Consider the following 19,348-nt stretch of genomic DNA (forward strand, 5'->3'; position numbering starts at 1 on the left):
AAACCAAAGCCTATGTTTCTGTGTGTTTAAGATTGTTCTGCAGAATTAGAAGTTTTATTGAGCGGTAATTTTCCAAATTATATTTCCGCTGTCATCGTTTACAAGAAGTGATCCGTCATTCATCACTGTAACCGCAACCGGACGGCCGTATACTTCTGCTTTTTCTTCATTTGAAATAAAACCGGTTAAAAAATCTTCAGGTTTTCCGGAAGGTTTTCCGTTTGCAAAAGGCACAAAGAGAACTTTATAACCTGATATTTTTGAACGGTTCCAGGAACCGTGCTGACCAATAAATAGTCCGTTTTTGTATTTTGCCGGAAATTTATCTTTAGTATAAAAAGCCAAACCCAAAGAAGCTGTATGCGCACCAACCGGAATATCCGGAACAATTGCTTTTTCAACAAGATCTTTACGTTCTCCTTTCATTCTCGGATCGGGAATATTTCCATAATAAGAATAAGGCCAGCCGTAGAAACCATCTCTTTTGACACTTGTTACATAATCTGGAACCAGTTCGTCTCCCAGTTCATCACGTTCGTTAACAGCTGTCCAGAGTTCGCCATTTGCCGGATTCCAATCCATACCAACAGGATTTCTAAGTCCGGCAGCATAAATTTTTTCACCTGTTCCGTCAGGATTAATTTCTAAAATATCGGCTCTTCGAAGTTCCTTATCAATACCATGTTCAGCATTATTACTTCCTGATCCGACCGAAACGTAAATTTTTGATCCGTCTTTGCTGGCAAGCAAATTTCTTGTCCAGTGGTTGTTGTAGCCTCCCACAGGAAGCTCCAGTATCTTTGTTCCCTGTGTTTCTAATTTCAGAGGATTGTTTTTATAGGGATAGCGATAAAGTCCATCTGTATTTGCTATATAGAAAAAATCTTTCAGAACAAGCATTCCAAAAGGTTTGTTGAGGTTTGAAATAAATACATTTCGGGTTTCAAATTTTCCATCTTTATCAGCATCACGAAAAACCGTAATCTGATTTTTACTTGCTCTGGTACCGCTTTCAACAACAAAAATATCATTATTTGGCGCAATATAAGTCCAACGTGGATTTACAAGCCCGTCAGCAAATTTGGTTACCACAAAACCCTGTGGAGCTGTAGGTGTTTTGCCTTGTGGCCAGCCAATAACTTTACTATTGTTAGTTTTAGATTCGGTTGCATAAGGAGGAGGTAAGGTAATTTCGCCAATTGCGGTTTTTACAACATTATCAGGTTGTTTGGCCAGAGACTCTTTTTCATCTTTTTTTACCTGTCCGTTGCAGGCAGTAAGTAATATCAATAGTGATCCGGAAAATATTTGTGAAATTGCTCTCATCATGGTTTGGAGTTAAAAGTTTTATAGACAACAATTTACTGAATTCCAGAAATAATTAAATTATTAAAATGTAAACATTAACTGATATTTAACATTAATAAAAAATTGAAGTTACTATATAATTTGTTAATCACAGTTTGGTTGTAATTCTGTATCTTTGCGCATTATTTTAAACATAAAAATAATGATACAACTTCACGATAAACAATTTGTTCCGTTTATTTCGGCAAAAGAAATTGATTTTGCTTTAACGAAAATAGTTGCACAAGTAGAAGATGATTTTGGAGATGATACGCCTATTTTTATTGGGGTTTTAAATGGTGCTTTTATGGTTGTTTCTGATTTCCTGAAAAAATATAAAAAACCATGTGAGGTTTCATTCATCAAAATGGCATCTTATGAAGGAACGGAATCTACAAATTCTGTAAAAGAATTAATAGGGATAAATCAGGATCTGGCAGGCAGAACTGTAGTAATTATTGAAGATATCATTGATACCGGAAATACAATCGAAGAATTGAAGGCAATGTTTAAAGCACAAAATGTAAAGCATTTTAAAATTGCTACACTATTTTTTAAACCGGAAGCGTATACAAAAGACATTAAGATTGATTATATCGGCATCAGGATTCCAAATAAATTTATTGTTGGTTACGGTTTAGATTATGATGGATTAGGAAGAAACCTGACCGAAGTATATAAACTGGCAGAATAATTTAAGAAACACACACAACTATATATTCATTTTAAACTTCTTTGAAAATTTAAGAAGTAACAACACTCACTCGTATTATGATTAACATTGTTTTATTTGGAAAGCCAGGGGCAGGAAAAGGAACTCAGGCAGAATTTTTAAAAGAAAAATACAAATTAACACATCTTTCAACAGGAGATATTTTTCGTTTTAATTTGAAAAATGATACAGAACTAGGAAAAAAAGCAAGAGTTTTTATGGACAACGGAGAATTGGTTCCTTGTGAAGTAACAACTGCAATGTTAATTGATGAAGTGAAAAAACATCCTGATACAGCAGGATTTTTATTTGACGGTTATCCAAGAACTTTGGACCAGGCAGAGGCTTTAGACAAATTTTTGCCAACAATTGGTTCAAGTGTTACAGCAACAATTGCGTTAGAAGCAGATGATGAAATCCTGGTAGCGCGTTTATTAGAAAGAGGAAAAACAAGCGGAAGAGCTGATGATCAGGATGAAGAAAAGATTCGTGTAAGATATCAGGAATATAATGAGAAAACAGCTCCGCTGATTGGGTATTATAAAGAACAAAATAAGTTCTATGCAGTAAACGGTATTGGAACTATCGAAGAAATTACAGAGAGATTAACGTCAGTTATAGATAATTTGTAGAAACTTTTTCGAGCTGTCGTTTCATCCCGTTTACCGGGATACAAAAACTATTTTTCCACACCATAAAACGAGCTTATCCCGGGGCTTTGGGAGCGCAGTTTTCTGGCAGGAAAAATTAGTTTTTTTAGAACCCGGCATCCCGGACGTGTCAATTAGAATACATTTTAGGTTACAAATTATATTTAACGAACTATTCAATAACGAATCAATTACAAATTGGAAATACTAATAATATTTTTTCTGATACTATTAAACGGAGTTTTCTCTATGTCTGAAATAGCGCTGATTTCAGCCAGGAAAAACAGATTGGAAACAGCTGCCAAAAAAGGAAACAAGAGTGCCAAAACAGCACTGGACTTAGCGAATTCACCGAATAAATTTTTATCAACAGTACAAATCGGGATTACCTTAATCGGAATTTTGACCGGTATTTATTCAGGGGATAAGATTACAATAGATGTTGAAACATTTGTGAGCGGATTTGAAGTATTAAAGCCATACGCACATTCGGTTGCAGTTGGAATTGTTGTTGTTGTTTTAACTTTTTTCTCTTTGGTTTTAGGAGAATTACTCCCAAAACGAATCGGATTAAATTATCCCGAATCAATTGCCAAAATGGTAGCAATGCCAATGAAAGTTATTTCTATCATTACGGCTCCGTTTATCTGGCTGTTGACGACTTCGACAGAGTTTTTATTGAAAATCCTTCAGATAAAACCAACCGCAGACGGAAAAGTGACAGAAGAAGAGATTAAAGCTATTATAAAAGAAGGAACAGAAGTAGGTGAGGTTCAGGAAATTGAACAAGATATCGTAGAACGTGTTTTTCATATTGGTGACAGAAAGGTGAGTTCGTTAATGACACACCGAAAATCGGTTGATATGTTACCGTTAAATGCAGATAAAGCTAAAATTAAGGAATTGGTTTTGCATGATCTGCATACAGTTTATCCGGTTTACAGTGATAATTACGATGATATTGTCGGAATTGTAACTTTAAAAAACATCTTTGCCAATATTGAAAGTGATCATTTTGATCTGTCTGCAATAATGATAGATGCCCCTTATTTAATGGAACAGACAACCGCATACAAAGCGCTTGAAAATTTCAAAAAAACCGGAATTCATTATGCTCTTGTTTCAGATGAATATGGCGTTTTTCAGGGTATTATTACCTTAAATGATATATTGGAAGCTTTGGTGGGTGATGCATCAGATTTTTATAAAGACGAATTTCAGCTTATAGAGAGAGAAGATGGTTCATGGTTAGTTGACGGACATTATTCACTGCATGATTTCTTAACGTATTTTGAACTTGACGAATTGACAAATGACTACGAAGTAAATACGGTAAGCGGAATGATCATGACAGAGCTTTCTCATATTCCAAAAGAAGGTGAAAAGCTAATCTGGCAAAAATTTGTGCTGGAAGTCCTGGATATGGATGGCGTAAAGATTGACAAAGTGCTTGTAAAAGCACTTAAAGAATAAAGAGAATTTGTTTCAGGTTTTATTATGTTTCAGGTTTCAGGTTAAGTGCATTGCGCCAACCTGAAACCTGAAACTTTAAACTTTAAACTATACATAAACAAAAAGAAAATGACAGAAGGAAATTTTGTAGATTATGTTAAGATATATGTTTCTTCCGGAAAGGGAGGAAAGGGATCTACACATTTGCACAGAGAGAAATTTATTGAAAAAGGAGGCCCGGACGGAGGTGATGGCGGTCGCGGTGGACACGTATATTTAGTTGGTAATAAAGGACTTTGGACTTTGTTTCATTTAAAGTTTGCGCGTCATATTAAAGCGGGTCACGGTGGAGATGGCGGAGGAGACCGTAGTACAGGTGCTGACGGAGAAGATAAATACATCGAAGTACCTTTAGGAACTGTTGTAAAAGATAAAGAAACAGGAGAAACTTTATTTGAAATCACTGATGATGGAGAAAAAAGAATTCTGTCTAAAGGAGGAAAAGGAGGTTTAGGTAACTGGCATTTTAGAAGTTCAACAAATCAAACGCCTAGATATGCACAACCTGGTTTACCGGGAGCAGAAATGGACGTTATTCTGGAACTTAAAGTTTTGGCAGATGTTGGTTTAGTAGGATTTCCGAATGCGGGTAAATCAACGTTATTGTCTGTTTTAACTTCGGCAAAACCAAAAATTGCTGACTATCCTTTTACAACCTTAAAACCAAACTTAGGAATTGTTGCTTACAGAGATTTTCAATCTTTTGTAATCGCTGATATTCCGGGAATTATTGAAGGGGCTGCAGAAGGAAAAGGTTTAGGACATTATTTCCTGCGCCATATCGAGCGTAATTCGACCTTATTATTCTTAGTACCTGTTGATACTGCAGATATCAAAGCCGAATATGATATTTTGGTTAATGAATTAACAAAGTACAATCCGGAAATGCTGGACAAAGAACGTCTTTTGGTAATCTCAAAATGTGATATGCTTGATGACGAACTTAAGGCAGAATTGAAAGCAGAATTAGATGTTTCTTTCAAGGATATTCCATACATGTTTATTTCATCTGTTGCGCAACAAGGTTTAACAGATCTGAAAGATAAACTGTGGAAAATGCTGAATGAATAAAAAATAAGAAAAATCTTTTTAAAAGGTGTTCAGGTAACTGGACACCTTTTTTGATTTTAATAATGTTAAATTCGTAAAAAATCATTAAAAATACATTAGGATATATAATTTTAAGAGCCTAACAGATTAAATAATTGTGAAAATGAACTATATTCGCAGGACTTAAAATAAAATAATATGAAAAAAATAGTTTTATTCTTGACCATGTGTCTAATGGCTTTTCCTGTAAGAGCAGATGAAGGAATGTGGTTTTTGATGTTTATCGAAAGATTGAACCATAGAGATATGGAAAAAATGGGACTGCAGTTAACAGCTGAAGAAATTTACAGTATTAACCACCATAGTTTAAAAGATGCAATTGTGCAGTTCAACGGAGGTTGTACAGCAGAGATTGTTTCTAAAGAAGGTTTGGTTTTAACCAATCACCATTGCGGATATAATGCTATTGCAGAACTTTCTACTGCTGAACAAAATTATTTAAAAAATGGTTTTTGGGCAAAAGATAAAAGTGCAGAGATGAAACCTAAGTCTTTATACGTTCGTTTTTTTGTTCGTATGGATGATGTTTCTAAAAGAATTTTGTCAAAAGTAAATGATACAATGACAGAAACGGAAAGAAATAAAATCATTCAGCAGGAAATCAGTTTAATTGAAAGTGAAAATAGTGAAGGTGGTAAATATACCGTTTCTGTTCGCCCTTTCTTTCAGGGAAATGAGTATTACTATTTTGTTTACCAGGATTATACAGACGTTCGTTTAGTTGGGACACCACCTGAAAGTGTAGGTAAATTTGGAGGAGATACCGACAACTGGGAATGGCCACGCCAAACAGGAGATTTCTCAATGTTCAGGGTGTATGCGGATAAAAACGGAAATCCTGCAGCATATTCTAAAGATAATGTGCCTTTGCAGCCAAAGCATTATTTGCCTGTGAGCATTAAAGGAGTAAAAGAAAATGATTTTGCCATGATTTTAGGTTATCCGGGAAGAACAAACCGTTGGATGCCGGCCGGTGGAATCGAGCAAAATATTAAGTATGCTTATCCTGCATGGGTTGAAGGTGCAAAAACCGGAATGGATCAAATGAAAAAGTATATGGATAAAGATGCTACTGTACGTTTACAATATGCTTCTAAATATGCTTCGACAGCCAATTACTGGAAAAACCGTCAGGGAATGATAGATGCTTTGACAAAAGCAGGAACTGTAGATGCTAAAGCTGAACAGGAAGACAAATTCTACGAGTGGGCAAGCAAACCTGCAAATAAGGACAAGTATGAAAACGTAATTCCGACTATTAACGATTTCTACAGAGAAACAAACTTAAAAGCACGTCACGATAATTACTTAACGCAAGTTATGCGTACTTCGGCTTATGCAACGGGACCTGCAAATCTAGGAAATGCTTTAATTGCTTACTATAACGAGAACGAAGCAAAAAGAGCAGAAATGTTGCCTAAAATCAACACAATGATTGATAATATTTATGGCAATTTTTATGTTCCTCTTGAAAAAGATGTGTTAACGGCTCAGTTAAATTTATATGCTGCTAAAGCTGCAGAATATGGTTTAGCGACACAAATAGCAAAAATGAAATCAGTAAATAATGGTGATTTTACTGAAGATGTTGCAAAAGCGATTGAAGTAAGTTATTTTGCAAGTAAAGAAAAAATAGTAGCCTTTATGGCTGATCCAAAACAATTGGCAATTGTACATGATCCTTTGTATATTATTTCTAATGATTTAATGACTAAAAACCGTGCAAAGACAAATGACCAGGCAAAAGCTGACGATGGTTTTTCAATTGCTTACAGAAAATTAGTAGAAGGCCTGAGAGAATCAAAATTAAACTCGATTCAGTATCCGGACGCAAATTCTACTTTGAGACTGACTTACGGAAAAGTTCGTGCTTTGCCTGCAGACCCTCGTAACGATGCTAAAATCAACAATTATACAACCATGGAGAGTATGGTGAAAAAGTATAAAGCAGGAGATCAGGAATTTGATTTACCAGCAAGATTGTTAGAATTAAACAAGGCAAAAGATTACGGACAATATGCTGATAAAGCTGGATATATGCCAGTTAATTTCTTAACAGATAATGATATTACAGGAGGAAATTCCGGTTCGCCTGTTCTTAACGGAAAAGGAGAATTAATCGGAATTGCTTTTGACGGAAATATTGAAGCTATGGCCGGTGATGTTATTTTTGATTCTAAATTACAAAGAACGATAAATGTTGATATTCGTTATGTACTTTGGATTATTGATAAATATGCCGGAGCAAAAAATATTATCGACGAATTGACGATTTCTAAATAATCCTCTTTTTATTATTGCATAAATTCAAAACTTAGAATTTGATTTATAAAACTAAACCCGACAGGTTGTTAAACCTGTCGGGTTTTTTGTATATTATTTACTATAAATAATTTATGCATTCTATATTTCATTATTTTTGAAATATGAAACAACTAATAATCCTCTTTTTGTTTGCCCCAATAATGATTTGGTCACAATCTAACTTTGAAAAAGGGGAGAAGTTATTACAGGCTAAGAAGTATGATGAAGCCCAGATTTTATTTGAAGAAGTTTTAAAAACGAAACCTTCAGATGCGAAAGCCATTGAATATCTGGGAGATATTGCTTCTTATAAAAAATCCTGGCAGAAAGCGGTTGAGTATTATAAAAAGCTCAAAGAATTAAAACCTTCAGAAGCCAATTATTACTTTAAATATGGCGGGGCTTTAGGAATGCGTGCATCCGAAGTAAATAAGTTCAAAGCTTTAGGAATGGCAGATGAAATCAGAAAATCATTTGAAAAAGCAATCGAATTGAATCCAAAACACATTCAGGCCCGTTGGGGTTTGGTAGAATATTATCTTCATCTTCCGGGTATTTTTGGCGGAAGTGAATCTAAAGCAATTTTTTATTCAAACGAACTATTAAAGTTGTCTCAGGTTGATGGTTATTTGTCGAGAGGCAAGATCGAAGAGTATTTCGACCGTTATGCTTCGGCAGAAAAATATTATGTGAAAGCACACGAAATTGGTAAATCAAAAACCACATTTCAAAAATTATATAATTTATATTTGAACAAATTAAAAGACGCTAAAAAAGCGCATGAATTAAAACAAAAATTTGAGTCATCATAACCAAATGCCAAATGTTACTCTTAAGTGACTTTTGGATTTTGGAATTTATAAAAAATTGAAATTTAAATGAAAACACATTTCATCGCCATTGGCGGAAGTGCTATGCATAATTTAGCATTGGCACTGCATAATAAAGGATATCAGGTTACAGGAAGTGACGATGCTATTTTTGAGCCATCAAAATCAAGATTAGATAAAAAAGGAATTCTTCCTGTAGAAATGGGTTGGTTTCCGGAAAAAATCACGGCGGATCTTGATGCGATAATTTTAGGAATGCACGCAAAAGCTGATAATCCGGAGTTGCTGAAAGCGCAGGAATTAGGTTTAAAAATATATTCATATCCGGAATTTTTATACGAGCAATCTAAGAATAAAACGCGTGTTGTAATTGGAGGCTCTCACGGAAAAACAACAATAACCTCGATGATTTTGCACGTAATGCATTATCATAATATTGAAGTTGATTATATGGTAGGGGCACAGTTAGAAGGTTTTGATACAATGGTGCATCTTACAGAAGAAAATGATTTTATGGTTCTGGAGGGTGATGAATACCTATCATCTCCAATTGACAGACGTCCAAAATTTCACTTGTATCATCCAAATATTGCCTTGATTTCCGGAATTGCATGGGATCATATCAATGTGTTTCCGACTTATGAAAATTACGTTGAGCAGTTTGAAATTTTTATAGAGAAAATAACTAACGGAGGTATTTTAGTCTATAACGAAAATGATCCTGAAGTAAAAAGAGTTGCAGAAGCGGCAACAAACCCGATTCGTAAATTAGCCTATAATACACCGGAATATACCGTTAGTGATGGTGTTACTTTGTTAAAAACTCCCGAAGGTGATATGCCAATAGAAGTTTTTGGTGCACATAATTTAAATAACCTTGCCGGTGCAAAATGGATTTGCCAAAACATGGGGGTTGACGAAGCCGATTTTTACGAAGCAATTGCAAGTTTTAAAGGCGCTTCTAAACGTTTAGAGAAAATTGCCGAAGGAAAAGGAAAAGTGGCTTATAAAGATTTTGCACATTCACCAAGTAAGGTTGCAGCGACTACAAAAGCGGTAAAAGAACAATATCCAAACAGAACTTTAGTAGCTTGTTTAGAACTTCATACATATAGCAGTCTAAATGCTGAATTTTTAAAAGAATATGAAGGCGCTTTGGAATATGCAGATGTTGCAGTGGTGTTTTATTCTCCAGATGCAGTAAAAATTAAGCAGTTAGAAGAAGTAACTTACGATCAGATTGCTATAGCATTTAATAGAAAAGATTTAATTATTTATACCAATCCTGCTGAATTTAAAGAATATTTATTCAATTTAAATTTAGACAATTCGGCACTTTTATTAATGAGTTCAGGAAATTATGGCGGATTAAATTTTGATGAAGTAAAACAATTGATCGAGTAGATAATTAGTCAATTAGAAAATTTGATAACGTGCCAATCGCAATAGTGATTGGCATTTTTTTTGTCTATGTTTTTAAATTAATATTTTTTTGAAAGATTTTTCTTCTTTTTAGTATATATTCGCTTTCAAAACTAAATGACTATGGAAAAATCTCATTTTGCTATAAAAAATTGGTCAGAAGATGATAAACCTCGTGAGAAATTAATGCTCAAAGGAAAAGATGTTTTGAGTGATGCTGAATTACTGGCTATATTAATTGGCTCCGGAAGCCGTAATGAATCTGCTGTTGCATTAAGTCAGCGGATTTTAGCTAGTGTTGGCGGATTAAATTCCTTGGCGAAATTATCTATTGCCCAATTAATGAAATTTAAAGGAATAGGAGAGGCAAAGGCAGTTACAATTGTAGCAGCTTTAGAATTATGTGCACGAAGAAGATCGGAGAAAGCTGTTGAAACGACCAAAATAACGTCTAGTAATAAGGCTTTTGAACTTATGCAACCTATAATTGGAGATTTACCTCATGAAGAATTTTGGGTGCTTTTTCTTAATAATTCTAACAATGTTATTTCTAAATCGCAATTGAGTAAGGGAGGAATTGGCGGAACAACTGTTGATGTTAGATTGATTTTTAAATTAGCATTTGAGAAATGTGCTACAGCCTTGATTTTGTGTCATAATCATCCTTCAGGAAGTTTGATTCCAAGTGATGCAGATAAACAAATTACGAGAAAGATTCGTGAGGCAGGAAGCAAATTAGATGTTAAAATTTTAGATCATGTGATTATAACTGAATCAAAATATTATAGTTTTGTTGATGAAGGAATTTTTTAATACATGAACACCAATATTACAGACATCTTTTTTGACTTAGATCACACGCTTTGGGACTTTGATAAAAATTCGCAAATGGCCTTCGATCGTATTTTTAAAAATAATTTCGGGACAATTAAAATTGACGATTTTATTGAAAAATATCTTCCGATAAATCAGGAATGCTGGAGACTATACCAGAACGATCAAATTACCCATCAGGAATTGCGTTACAATAGATTAAAGCTTTCTTTTGATGCTTTGAATTATTCTATGACAGATGAAAATATTGATCAGATTGCCAATGATTATATAGAATTTTTAACAGACAATAATTACCTTTTTGACGGAGCAATTGAAGTTTTGGAATATTTGAAACCAAAATATAAATTGCACATTATCACCAATGGTTTTGCCGCTGTTCAGGATAAAAAAATAAACAATGCCTTACTTTCAGGTTATTTTAGTACCATAACAAATTCTGAGATGGCTGGTGTGAAAAAGCCAAATAGTATTATCTTTGATTATGCTGTCAATTTAGCCCAGACATCAAAACAGAATAGCATTATGATCGGCGATGATCTTGAAGCAGATGTATATGGAGCATTAAATGCCGGATTAGACGCCATTTTTTTTAATGCGAGAAAGATTGAAGCACCAAACAATTACAAACAAATAAATCATTTATCAGAACTTAAAAAATATTTATAATTATGAGAATTAAATTTTTATTGATTGCGCTTTTAGTTTCGTTTATCGGGTTTTCACAAACTATCAATGATTATAAAGCAGTTATTGTTCCACTGAAATATGATTTTTTGAAAACAGAAAACCAGTACAGATTAGCAACAATGACAAAATCTAATTTAATCAAAGCAGGTTTTCAGGCTTTTTATACAAATGAAGAGATTCCTGCAGAATATGCAGATCGTTGTCAGCTGTTATATGTTGATGTGAAGAGAGATAATGGTTTTTTAGTTACTAAACTCTTTGTTGTTTTTAAAGATTGTTACGGGAAAGAAGTCTATACTTCTGAAATGGGAAAAAGTAAAGAGAAAGATTATGAACTTGCTTATAGAGAAAGTCTTGATTTAGCTTTTGTATCTGTAAATAAACTACATTATAAATATAGTGGAAATGCAGTTTCAGGATCTACTAAAGCTGTTGCGAATGTTTCTACTGCGGTTGTTACCTCCAATAATGTTGCTGCAACACCAGTAGCAGATATTTCGGATCCTAATTTATTATACGCACAACCAACAGAAAACGGATTTCAATTAATAGATAAAACACCAAGAGTTGTAATGAAACTTCTTAAAACGTCACGTCCTGATTCTTTTATTGCAATAAAAGATGGCATTCAGGGATCTTTAAATGCTAAAGATAATCAGTGGTTTTTTGAGTATTATCAAAATGATAAATTGGTATCTGAAAAAGTATCAGTTAAATTCTAAAAATACAAATTTGGTTTAATAACCATATTTACCTTTCCAACGGTTCTTTAGGAATTCGCGGTTGCTATTCTCCCGGGAATTGCTCCCCGGATTATAAAGAACCGTTTCTTTTATCGCATCAGGCAAAAATTCCTGCTCTGCAAAATTATTGGCATAATCGTGTGAATATTTATAATCTTCACCATAGCCTAATTCTTTCATAAGTTTTGTCGGAGCGTTCCTTAAATGAATCGGAACTGGTAAATCACCGGTTTGTTTAACTAATTGTTGAGCATTTCCGATTGCCATATAAGAAGCATTGCTTTTTGGTGAAGTTGCCAGATAAATTGCGCACTGGCTTAATATAATCCTGCTTTCCGGGTAACCAATAGTGGAAACTGCCTGAAATGTATTATTTGCCATTATAAAAGCAGTAGGATTTGCATTTCCAATATCTTCACTGGACAAAATTAGCATTCTCCTTGCAATAAATTTTACATCTTCACCACCTTCAATCATTCTTGCCAGCCAATAGACTGCACCATTCGGATCACTTCCGCGAATTGATTTTATAAAGGCAGATACAATATCATAATGTTGTTCTCCGGTTTTGTCATATAAAACAGTATTTTGCTGTACTAATTCCAAAACACGGTCGTTTGTTATTATAATTTCACCATCCGGTGAAGCATTTACAACCAGTTCAAAAATATTTAATAGTTTTCTGCCATCTCCGCCAGAAAGTCTTATTAACGCTTCTGTTTCCTTAAGGTTAATTTTTTTTGATGCTAATTCGATGTCTGTTTTCATTGCGCGATGCAATAGAGCCTCAAGGTCACTTTTAGTAAAAGCATTTAAAATATAAACCTGACAGCGGGATAATAATGCAGGAATAACTTCAAAACTAGGGTTTTCTGTTGTGGCACCAATTAGTGTAATCCAGCCTTTTTCTACAGCAGCCAAAAGGGAATCCTGTTGTGATTTGCTAAATCTGTGAATCTCATCAATAAACAAAATAGGGTTTTTGGCAGTAAAAAGCCCGCCACTTTGTTTGGCCTTATCAATGACATCACGAATATCTTTTACACCGGAATTTATGGCGCTTAAAATATAAAAAGGCCTTTTTGATTCTTGTGCAATGATTTGTGCTAGTGTAGTTTTTCCTGTTCCCGGAGGACCCCAAAAAATCAAAGAAGGAATAATTCCTTTCGAAATTTGCTGCGTCAATGAACCACTTAGACCAACCAAATGACTTTGACTAATATAATCTTCTAACTTTTGTGGGCGAATACGCTCTGCTAAAGGTGCTTCCATTTTGTAAAATTACTATTTTCAGATTTATTTAAACAAGTTTTATATCTTATTAACTTTCATAGTTTGGGAATTGCTTTTGTAATGGCTGACAAATTATCAGTAAATTGTATTTGGATAGTTTTTTGATGTTTATCCTTTTGACTTAATTATTTTGTTTATGAATGATAACGACTTTAAATTTTCGAATTCTGTATTGGGACTTCCGGTTTTTTCTGTGCTTTTTCTGTGGATAGTATATTGGTTTCAGATTCGTTTTGATTTTGATTTTTATCAAAACGGGATATATCCACGTGATTTTTCTGGTCTGCAGGGAATTTTATTTAGTCCTTTTATTCATGAAAATTTAAGTCATTTATATAATAACTCCATTCCACTTTTGGTATTGTTGGCTGCACTGCGCTTCTTTTATCCAAAACAAACTCTTCCTGTTATTGCTTATGGAATTTTGTTTTCAGGTTTAATTACATGGATAATAGGGAGGGAAAACTATCATATTGGAGCAAGTGGACTGATTTATGTTTTAGTAAGTTTTATTTTTTTTAAAGGAATTCAAACACGCTATTACAGATTAGTGGCGCTATCTTTTTGTGTTGTTCTTCTTTATGGTGGAATGATTTGGTATGTTTTTCCGGAGGTTGATAATGCTATTTCCTGGGAAGGACATTTGGCAGGATTTATAACTGGCTTTGTACTTACTTTGTTTTATAAAACCCCGGATTATGCTAAGCCAATTGTATATGAATGGCAAAAGCCGGATTTTAATCCCCAGGAAGATGCTTTTATGAAACACTTTGATGAAAAAGGAAATTTTGTTAATATCGAAAAACCTGAGGAAGAAGATGCAGAAACAAATTTTAATTATTTTAATTCGGATACTCAGGTTAATTATATTATTCGAAAAGCAAATGAAAAGGGTGAAGAGTTGTAAATGGCTATTGTTGAAGTTATTAGAAAAACAGGTATTTTTGTATAGGCAATTTTTTGTTTTTAATATTTTGATTATGAAAAGTATAATTGTGTTTTTGTTTTCTTTGCAGAGTTTTGCTCAGTACGAAATTAAAAGCAAAGTGCAACCCGATGGTTCAATGTTATATTTTATCAAAACGGCCACTTTTTATACAACAAAACTAAAATCGTTAAAAATTGGAATTGTAACCGATAAAGAAAACTATTTTATTGCTTTGCAGCCGTCACCATTTCCTTCAAAAAAAGAGAATAAAACAGTTAAAGGCGACTTAGTTATTGAGCTTGCTGATACTAATAAATATAAGCTAGAGTATTTTGATACACGTTATTTAAAGCGTGATTCTGTTATGGAGGTTCTTTATATGATAGATAAAAAAGATATTAAATCGTTTTCAAGCTTTGAAGCTGTTAATGCTGATATAAATATGCATGGTACAGAGTTTAGTGAAAATTATGCTTTTAAACTTCATAAAAAAGCAATAATGGATCAGTTAAATTGTTTCTTGAAAGAAGAAAAATAATTATTCATCTTCAGTTGTAGTTTTTGAAGTCTCCTTGTGAAAGACTTTGTTTTTGACATTTTCAAATAAATTATTAAACGTAAGTGTCAAAGAAGCGGCATTTACAGTTTGAGTACCTTTGTTTCTGGGAAGAATTTCGTTTACATATGTGACTTCAAGCTGAATGTCGTCACTAAATAAGTATCCCGCACCAATATTAAATCTATTGCGGTCGAAGAAACTTTCTCCTGTTACTTTTGTTCCGGACTTAAAGAACAGTTCATCAGATGTTATTCCATAAATAACCCCTTTGCGAAGTACTTTACTGTTTATTGGCTTTAAATATTTAATTTGTTGTCTGTAGCGAAAAACATTTTCATACTCCTGATCTTCGTTCCTTATATGTCTTATTTCAAGTCTGGACCGTGTACTTAAAGTATAACCAACTTTATGAAAATAATAAATACCCTGTAAGGCAAACCTCCATTCCGGGGATTTAAATTGTCCAATTTCCGGCACATCTTTATTATCAAAATAAGCTAAAAAAGCAGATGTTTTCCACCTTGGGTTTAAGTAATAATGCCCCCATAGTCTAAATGATTTTTGAACATTATTTTCAAAAATATTGGAAGATGATTCTGTGCTGCTATATGAATTTGCTATATCTAATTCTGCAGACCATTTTTCATTTATTGTTTTGGTAAACTGAACTTCACTCCAGAATTGATTGTATGCGGTGTCCTGTCCATAACAAAAGCTTGAATAAGTTGTTATGAAAACAAGTAAAAGACTTTTTTTAATTGATATGTTTGAAGGTAAATATGAATGCATTTGTTTTTAAAATTATTCATTACCAGTCTAAACGTATTAAAAGTTAACTTCTTTGACGGACAGTTTCATATAAAAAAGCACCACATGCAACAGAAACGTTTAATGAACCAATAGTACCAAACATTGGTAGTTTTGCTTTTTCATCAACAATTTTCAGAACAGATGGATTTATTCCACGGTCTTCAGAACCCATTATAATTGCAACCGGTTCGTTTAATGCTACATCATAAATATTTTGCTCTGTTTTTTCAGTGGCTGCTACAGTTTTAATTCCAGAGCCCTGAAGATAAAATATTGCATCTTTAATATGTTCAACTTTACAAATAGGCACATTAAAAACTGCACCCGCCGAAGTTTTAACCGTATCACCATTTACAGGAGCAGATCCGGCCTTCTGAACTATAATGCCATTTACTCCTGTACATTCAGCGGTACGAATAATGGCACCAAAATTTCTTGCATCTGAAATCTGATCTAATATAAGGAATAACGGTTTTAAGCCAGATTCAATAGTTGATTCAACTAAATGTTCAAGGTCAATAAAACCAATAGGTGATATTGTTGCTACGGCACCCTGGTGATTATTTGGAGTTAATCGGTTCAGTTTTTCTACAGGAACGTAAGAGAAATTAATGTTAGCGCGTTTCATCACCTTCATTAAATCTTTCATCAATTCACCAGAAATCTCTTTTTGGATGAATACTTTATCTACTTCTTTTCCTGCCTGAATTGCCTCTATAATGGCTCTGATTCCAAATATTTGATGTTCTTTTTCCATAGGGCAAATATAGGTATAATGTTTATATAAAAAAAAACCACCGACGTGTGCCGGTGGTTTTAGTTTCTATTAAAAGAATATTTCTATTTTTTTATGGAGCAGGATTGATAACAACAGGAGTTGTTGCTTCTTCCAGGTATAATACTCCTTCTTTATAAGAGAATGATAATTTTTGACTTGTAGTACCAGCTACTCTGTCAGTAACTTGAATTAAACCGTAGTAAGTTACATCTTGGAAATCTGGCTCATCATCAGATCCTAAATTAACATTTCTTGTAACTTTGTAAAGAACTACATCGTTAAGAACTAAATTACTTACTCCTGCAACTTTCACACCAGCGTTAAATGCTGCTTCAGCTTGCAATAAGTTAGTAGTTTCAAAATCCAATGCATTAGCTTTTACGAATTGAATTCTAACATCATCTGAAGATCTTACGAAACCAAATGGGCTTGTAAATGTAACTTCAGTATGAGCTGTGTCAGCTCCGTCATAATTTAATCCAGTTTGAAAACTAAATTGGCTTGTAGTATCAGAATTAGATAGAACACCATCTTTAGCACCATCAAATACTTGATCAGCATATGTGATTTTCGTAGTGATTGCATCAGTTTGAGTTCCAGCTGTTACTGTAAATCTGAATGTTACGACATCATCAGGTTGTACACCAGCACCAATATAATCTAAACCAGCTACATCAATAGTTTGTTTGCTTGTTGAGAATGTCAAGTCTGGAATTACAGAATAAGCCCCGCCATTAATAGACCATTCACCTACTACCTTGTCAATTACGGTTGTTTTGTCTGCTACTGTCGCATAATGTATAACAACAGGTGCAGGATTGTTGTATAATACAGCTGTTACACCACTTGTAGAAGTAGTTGTATTTGTTGCACTACCATGATCGTCAGCTTTCCAAACAATTCCTTTAGCAACAGTAAGTCTGTAAGGAGCTCTTGTAGATGATCCGTCAGAATATGTTGTAAGAATTGCTAATACAAGAACTCCAGTTTTTCCAGTTAATGTCACAGTACCATCAGTTTGAGTTACTGGAAACACATCAAAACTACCTAAAGTAGAAGTATTAAATGTAGCTGTACCATTAGCAATAGTAGCATCAGCAACTTTAGGTCCAAGTTTTATTGGATCTGCTGTGGTAGTCGCAATGTTTTGGTAAATTTCAACCTTAGTTGCAGTTACACCTTCTTTTGTGAAAAGTGCTATAGGCAAGTTAAAGTTTCTGTCTAAACGACTAATTGTCGCTTGTGGCACTGCATTACCTCCTACTTCTACGAAGTCCGTCCCATCTGCTTCAGAATCGCAAGAAGCGAAGGCTACCACTAGCGCGAGAGCAGCAATTTTTATATATTTTTTCATAATTTTATTATTTTTTATTATTTTTTATCCCAGAAAACTTTAGTAATACCAATGTTAGTTCCGCCAGATTTAGCTATCGCAGCCTGAACATTTGTAGCATTGATAGTTTGTTCTTTTACTGGGTAAGGATAACTTTTTGGAACCTCTTTCAGGTTGTTAAAAGTAATAGTTGGTGCAGCCAATACAGGGTAATCTAATCTTCTGTAAGATGTCCAAGCTTCAAATCCTCTGTTGAAATAAGCGATCCATGCTTGCTCACCAATTTTTTGTTGCCATGTTGGAGCTGCAGTAGCATACGCTACATCAGGTTTTCCTAAATAAGCAACAATATCAGCAGATGCTACACCCCAATCCTGCATAGAAGCAGTGATAGCAGCGTTGTAGTGAGAAGCAGCACTTCCACTAACAGCAATTCCTCTTGCAGCAGCCTCAGCTAATAAAAATTCAACTTCTGAATAAGTAAATAATACTCCAGGATAAGTTGGTGATTTAATAGTTTCAGTTAGGTGAGAAAAAGCACCGTAAGTATTAAGAGCTCCATAAACTCCACCTTTGTATGTTCCGTCGTCATATAAAGTGAAATATTTAGCTCTTCTTGGATCTCCAAGTGCATTTAACTTATTCACAAAAGTGTCAGCAGGCAAAAAGTCATTACGACCTGAAGCAACTAAATCAACATATAATGGGTTTGCATTTGGTTGAGTTGCAGCGTAAGTCATATAAGTACCATCTGCACTTGAAGTCATTACACCATCACCAATAGCGGCTAAAGCTTGTGCAGAAGCATAAGTTGCATCAACATCATGCATATTAATTGCCATTCTTAAACGTAATGAATTAGCAAATTTTGCCCATTTACCAGTACTTCCACCATAAATTAAATCTGCATCACCAAAACTTCCTACACTAGTATCTAATGCATTAGATGCAGTAGTTAATTTTGTTAAAAGATCTCTGTAGATTGTTTGAGCATCATCATATTTAGGTAGCGGATGACCAATAATATCTAATGCTTCACTATAAGGAATATCTCCGAACGTGTCTACTAATGTGTTATAAGCATACACAGATAATATATCGATAACAGCAATTTTATTATCAATAATAGCTGCTTCTTCAGCGTTAGCGCCTGCTTTTAGATCCGTTAACAAAACTTTTGCTTCTTTAAAGTCTCTAAGTACGTCACGGTAATAAACGTTCCAGTGAGCATCAGGAATGTTACGTGAAAAGTCATACTGACTTTCTTGTGGGTATTGAACTTCAGTCCACTGTTGAGCATATAATCTAAAAACATTAATGTTCACAGAAGTACTTGTAACCTGATCTACTAATGCGTGTTCAGCGTTAGTAAATAAGTAGCTAGCATCAGTAGTTGTTGGACGTTTTGTGTCCGTATTTAATCCTGTAATGTCATCAGTACATGATGCAAATAGGGATAAAATTGGTATTAATATAAGAAGTCTATTTTTCAT

18 protein-coding genes are annotated in these 19,348 nt (G+C 34.1%); 12 read left to right on the forward strand and 6 right to left on the reverse strand.

The genetic code is table 11. The features are described from left to right. Positions 1 to 54: 54 nt before the first annotated feature. Positions 55 to 1,326, reverse strand: coding sequence for a PQQ-dependent sugar dehydrogenase (locus DCO46_RS12210; RefSeq protein WP_116752810.1), 1,272 nt, complete (start codon positions 1,324 to 1,326; stop codon positions 55 to 57). A gap of 184 nt (positions 1,327 to 1,510) precedes the next feature. Between DCO46_RS12210 and DCO46_RS12215 the strand changes: the two genes are divergently transcribed. The 10 genes from DCO46_RS12215 to DCO46_RS12260 all read left to right on the forward strand — a co-directional run bounded on the left by DCO46_RS12215 (position 1,511) and on the right by DCO46_RS12260 (position 12,133). After that, positions 1,511 to 2,041 (forward strand): phosphoribosyltransferase, encoded by a 531-nt coding sequence (locus DCO46_RS12215; protein ID WP_116752811.1) that lies wholly within the window; start codon positions 1,511 to 1,513, stop codon positions 2,039 to 2,041. Positions 2,042 to 2,118: 77 nt separating this feature from the next. Further along, positions 2,119 to 2,691: an adenylate kinase gene (locus DCO46_RS12220; RefSeq protein ID WP_116752812.1), complete on the forward strand. Its 573-nt coding sequence runs from the start codon at positions 2,119 to 2,121 to the stop codon at positions 2,689 to 2,691. Positions 2,692 to 2,907: 216 nt separating this feature from the next. Further along, positions 2,908 to 4,182: a hemolysin family protein gene (locus tag DCO46_RS12225; protein ID WP_116752813.1), complete on the forward strand. Its 1,275-nt coding sequence runs from the start codon at positions 2,908 to 2,910 to the stop codon at positions 4,180 to 4,182. Positions 4,183 to 4,290: 108 nt separating this feature from the next. Further along, positions 4,291 to 5,292 carry a GTPase ObgE gene (gene obgE / locus DCO46_RS12230; protein ID WP_116752814.1) on the forward strand — a complete coding sequence of 334 codons (1,002 nt, stop codon included), beginning with the start codon at positions 4,291 to 4,293 and terminating at the stop codon, positions 5,290 to 5,292. Positions 5,293 to 5,469: 177 nt separating this feature from the next. Next, positions 5,470 to 7,614, forward strand: a complete 2,145-nt coding sequence (locus DCO46_RS12235; RefSeq protein WP_116752815.1) for a S46 family peptidase — start codon at positions 5,470 to 5,472, stop codon at positions 7,612 to 7,614. Positions 7,615 to 7,757: 143 nt separating this feature from the next. Beyond that, entirely contained in the window at positions 7,758 to 8,447 is a 690-nt protein-coding gene (locus tag DCO46_RS12240) for a tetratricopeptide repeat protein (protein WP_116752816.1), read from the forward strand. A gap of 66 nt (positions 8,448 to 8,513) precedes the next feature. After that, positions 8,514 to 9,869 carry a UDP-N-acetylmuramate--L-alanine ligase gene (locus DCO46_RS12245; RefSeq protein WP_116752817.1) on the forward strand — a complete coding sequence of 452 codons (1,356 nt, stop codon included), beginning with the start codon at positions 8,514 to 8,516 and terminating at the stop codon, positions 9,867 to 9,869. 141 nt (positions 9,870 to 10,010) lie between these two features. Then, positions 10,011 to 10,700 carry a RadC family protein gene (radC, locus tag DCO46_RS12250; protein ID WP_116752818.1) on the forward strand — a complete coding sequence of 230 codons (690 nt, stop codon included), beginning with the start codon at positions 10,011 to 10,013 and terminating at the stop codon, positions 10,698 to 10,700. A 3-nt stretch (positions 10,701 to 10,703) separates the two neighbouring features. Then, positions 10,704 to 11,390 carry a YjjG family noncanonical pyrimidine nucleotidase gene (locus tag DCO46_RS12255; protein ID WP_116752819.1) on the forward strand — a complete coding sequence of 229 codons (687 nt, stop codon included), beginning with the start codon at positions 10,704 to 10,706 and terminating at the stop codon, positions 11,388 to 11,390. A 2-nt stretch (positions 11,391 to 11,392) separates the two neighbouring features. Then, the gene (locus tag DCO46_RS12260; protein ID WP_116752820.1) at positions 11,393 to 12,133 is read left to right on the forward strand and encodes a hypothetical protein; all 741 of its coding nucleotides are present in this window, start codon (positions 11,393 to 11,395) and stop codon (positions 12,131 to 12,133) included. Between the two features lie 15 nt (positions 12,134 to 12,148). On the opposite strand, the gene DCO46_RS12265 is transcribed toward DCO46_RS12260, so the two are convergent. Next, positions 12,149 to 13,426, reverse strand: a complete 1,278-nt coding sequence (locus DCO46_RS12265) for a replication-associated recombination protein A (protein WP_116752821.1) — start codon at positions 13,424 to 13,426, stop codon at positions 12,149 to 12,151. A 157-nt stretch (positions 13,427 to 13,583) separates the two neighbouring features. Between DCO46_RS12265 and DCO46_RS12270 the strand changes: the two genes are divergently transcribed. Together DCO46_RS12270 and DCO46_RS12275 are read left to right on the forward strand one after the other, a co-directional pair. Further along, the gene (locus tag DCO46_RS12270; RefSeq protein WP_116752822.1) at positions 13,584 to 14,354 is read left to right on the forward strand and encodes a rhomboid family intramembrane serine protease; all 771 of its coding nucleotides are present in this window, start codon (positions 13,584 to 13,586) and stop codon (positions 14,352 to 14,354) included. Between the two features lie 73 nt (positions 14,355 to 14,427). Then, positions 14,428 to 14,913: a hypothetical protein gene (locus tag DCO46_RS12275; protein ID WP_116752823.1), complete on the forward strand. Its 486-nt coding sequence runs from the start codon at positions 14,428 to 14,430 to the stop codon at positions 14,911 to 14,913. Here the strand turns inward: DCO46_RS12275 and DCO46_RS12280 are convergent, their stop codons facing one another. From DCO46_RS12280 to DCO46_RS12295, 4 genes are all read right to left on the reverse strand, one after another. After that, positions 14,914 to 15,723, reverse strand: a complete 810-nt coding sequence (locus DCO46_RS12280) for a DUF2490 domain-containing protein (RefSeq protein WP_116752824.1) — start codon at positions 15,721 to 15,723, stop codon at positions 14,914 to 14,916. Between the two features lie 43 nt (positions 15,724 to 15,766). After that, positions 15,767 to 16,501: a 23S rRNA (guanosine(2251)-2'-O)-methyltransferase RlmB gene (rlmB, locus tag DCO46_RS12285; protein WP_116752825.1), complete on the reverse strand. Its 735-nt coding sequence runs from the start codon at positions 16,499 to 16,501 to the stop codon at positions 15,767 to 15,769. Positions 16,502 to 16,592: 91 nt separating this feature from the next. Next, positions 16,593 to 17,876, reverse strand: coding sequence for a hypothetical protein (locus DCO46_RS12290; RefSeq protein ID WP_116752826.1), 1,284 nt, complete (start codon positions 17,874 to 17,876; stop codon positions 16,593 to 16,595). Between the two features lie 17 nt (positions 17,877 to 17,893). Next, complete coding sequence (locus DCO46_RS12295; protein ID WP_116752827.1) at positions 17,894 to 19,348, reverse strand: SusD/RagB family nutrient-binding outer membrane lipoprotein; 1,455 nt, start codon at positions 19,346 to 19,348, stop codon at positions 17,894 to 17,896.

It is taken from the genome of Flavobacterium sp. HTF, assembly GCF_003105115.1.
Taxonomy (GTDB): domain Bacteria; phylum Bacteroidota; class Bacteroidia; order Flavobacteriales; family Flavobacteriaceae; genus Flavobacterium.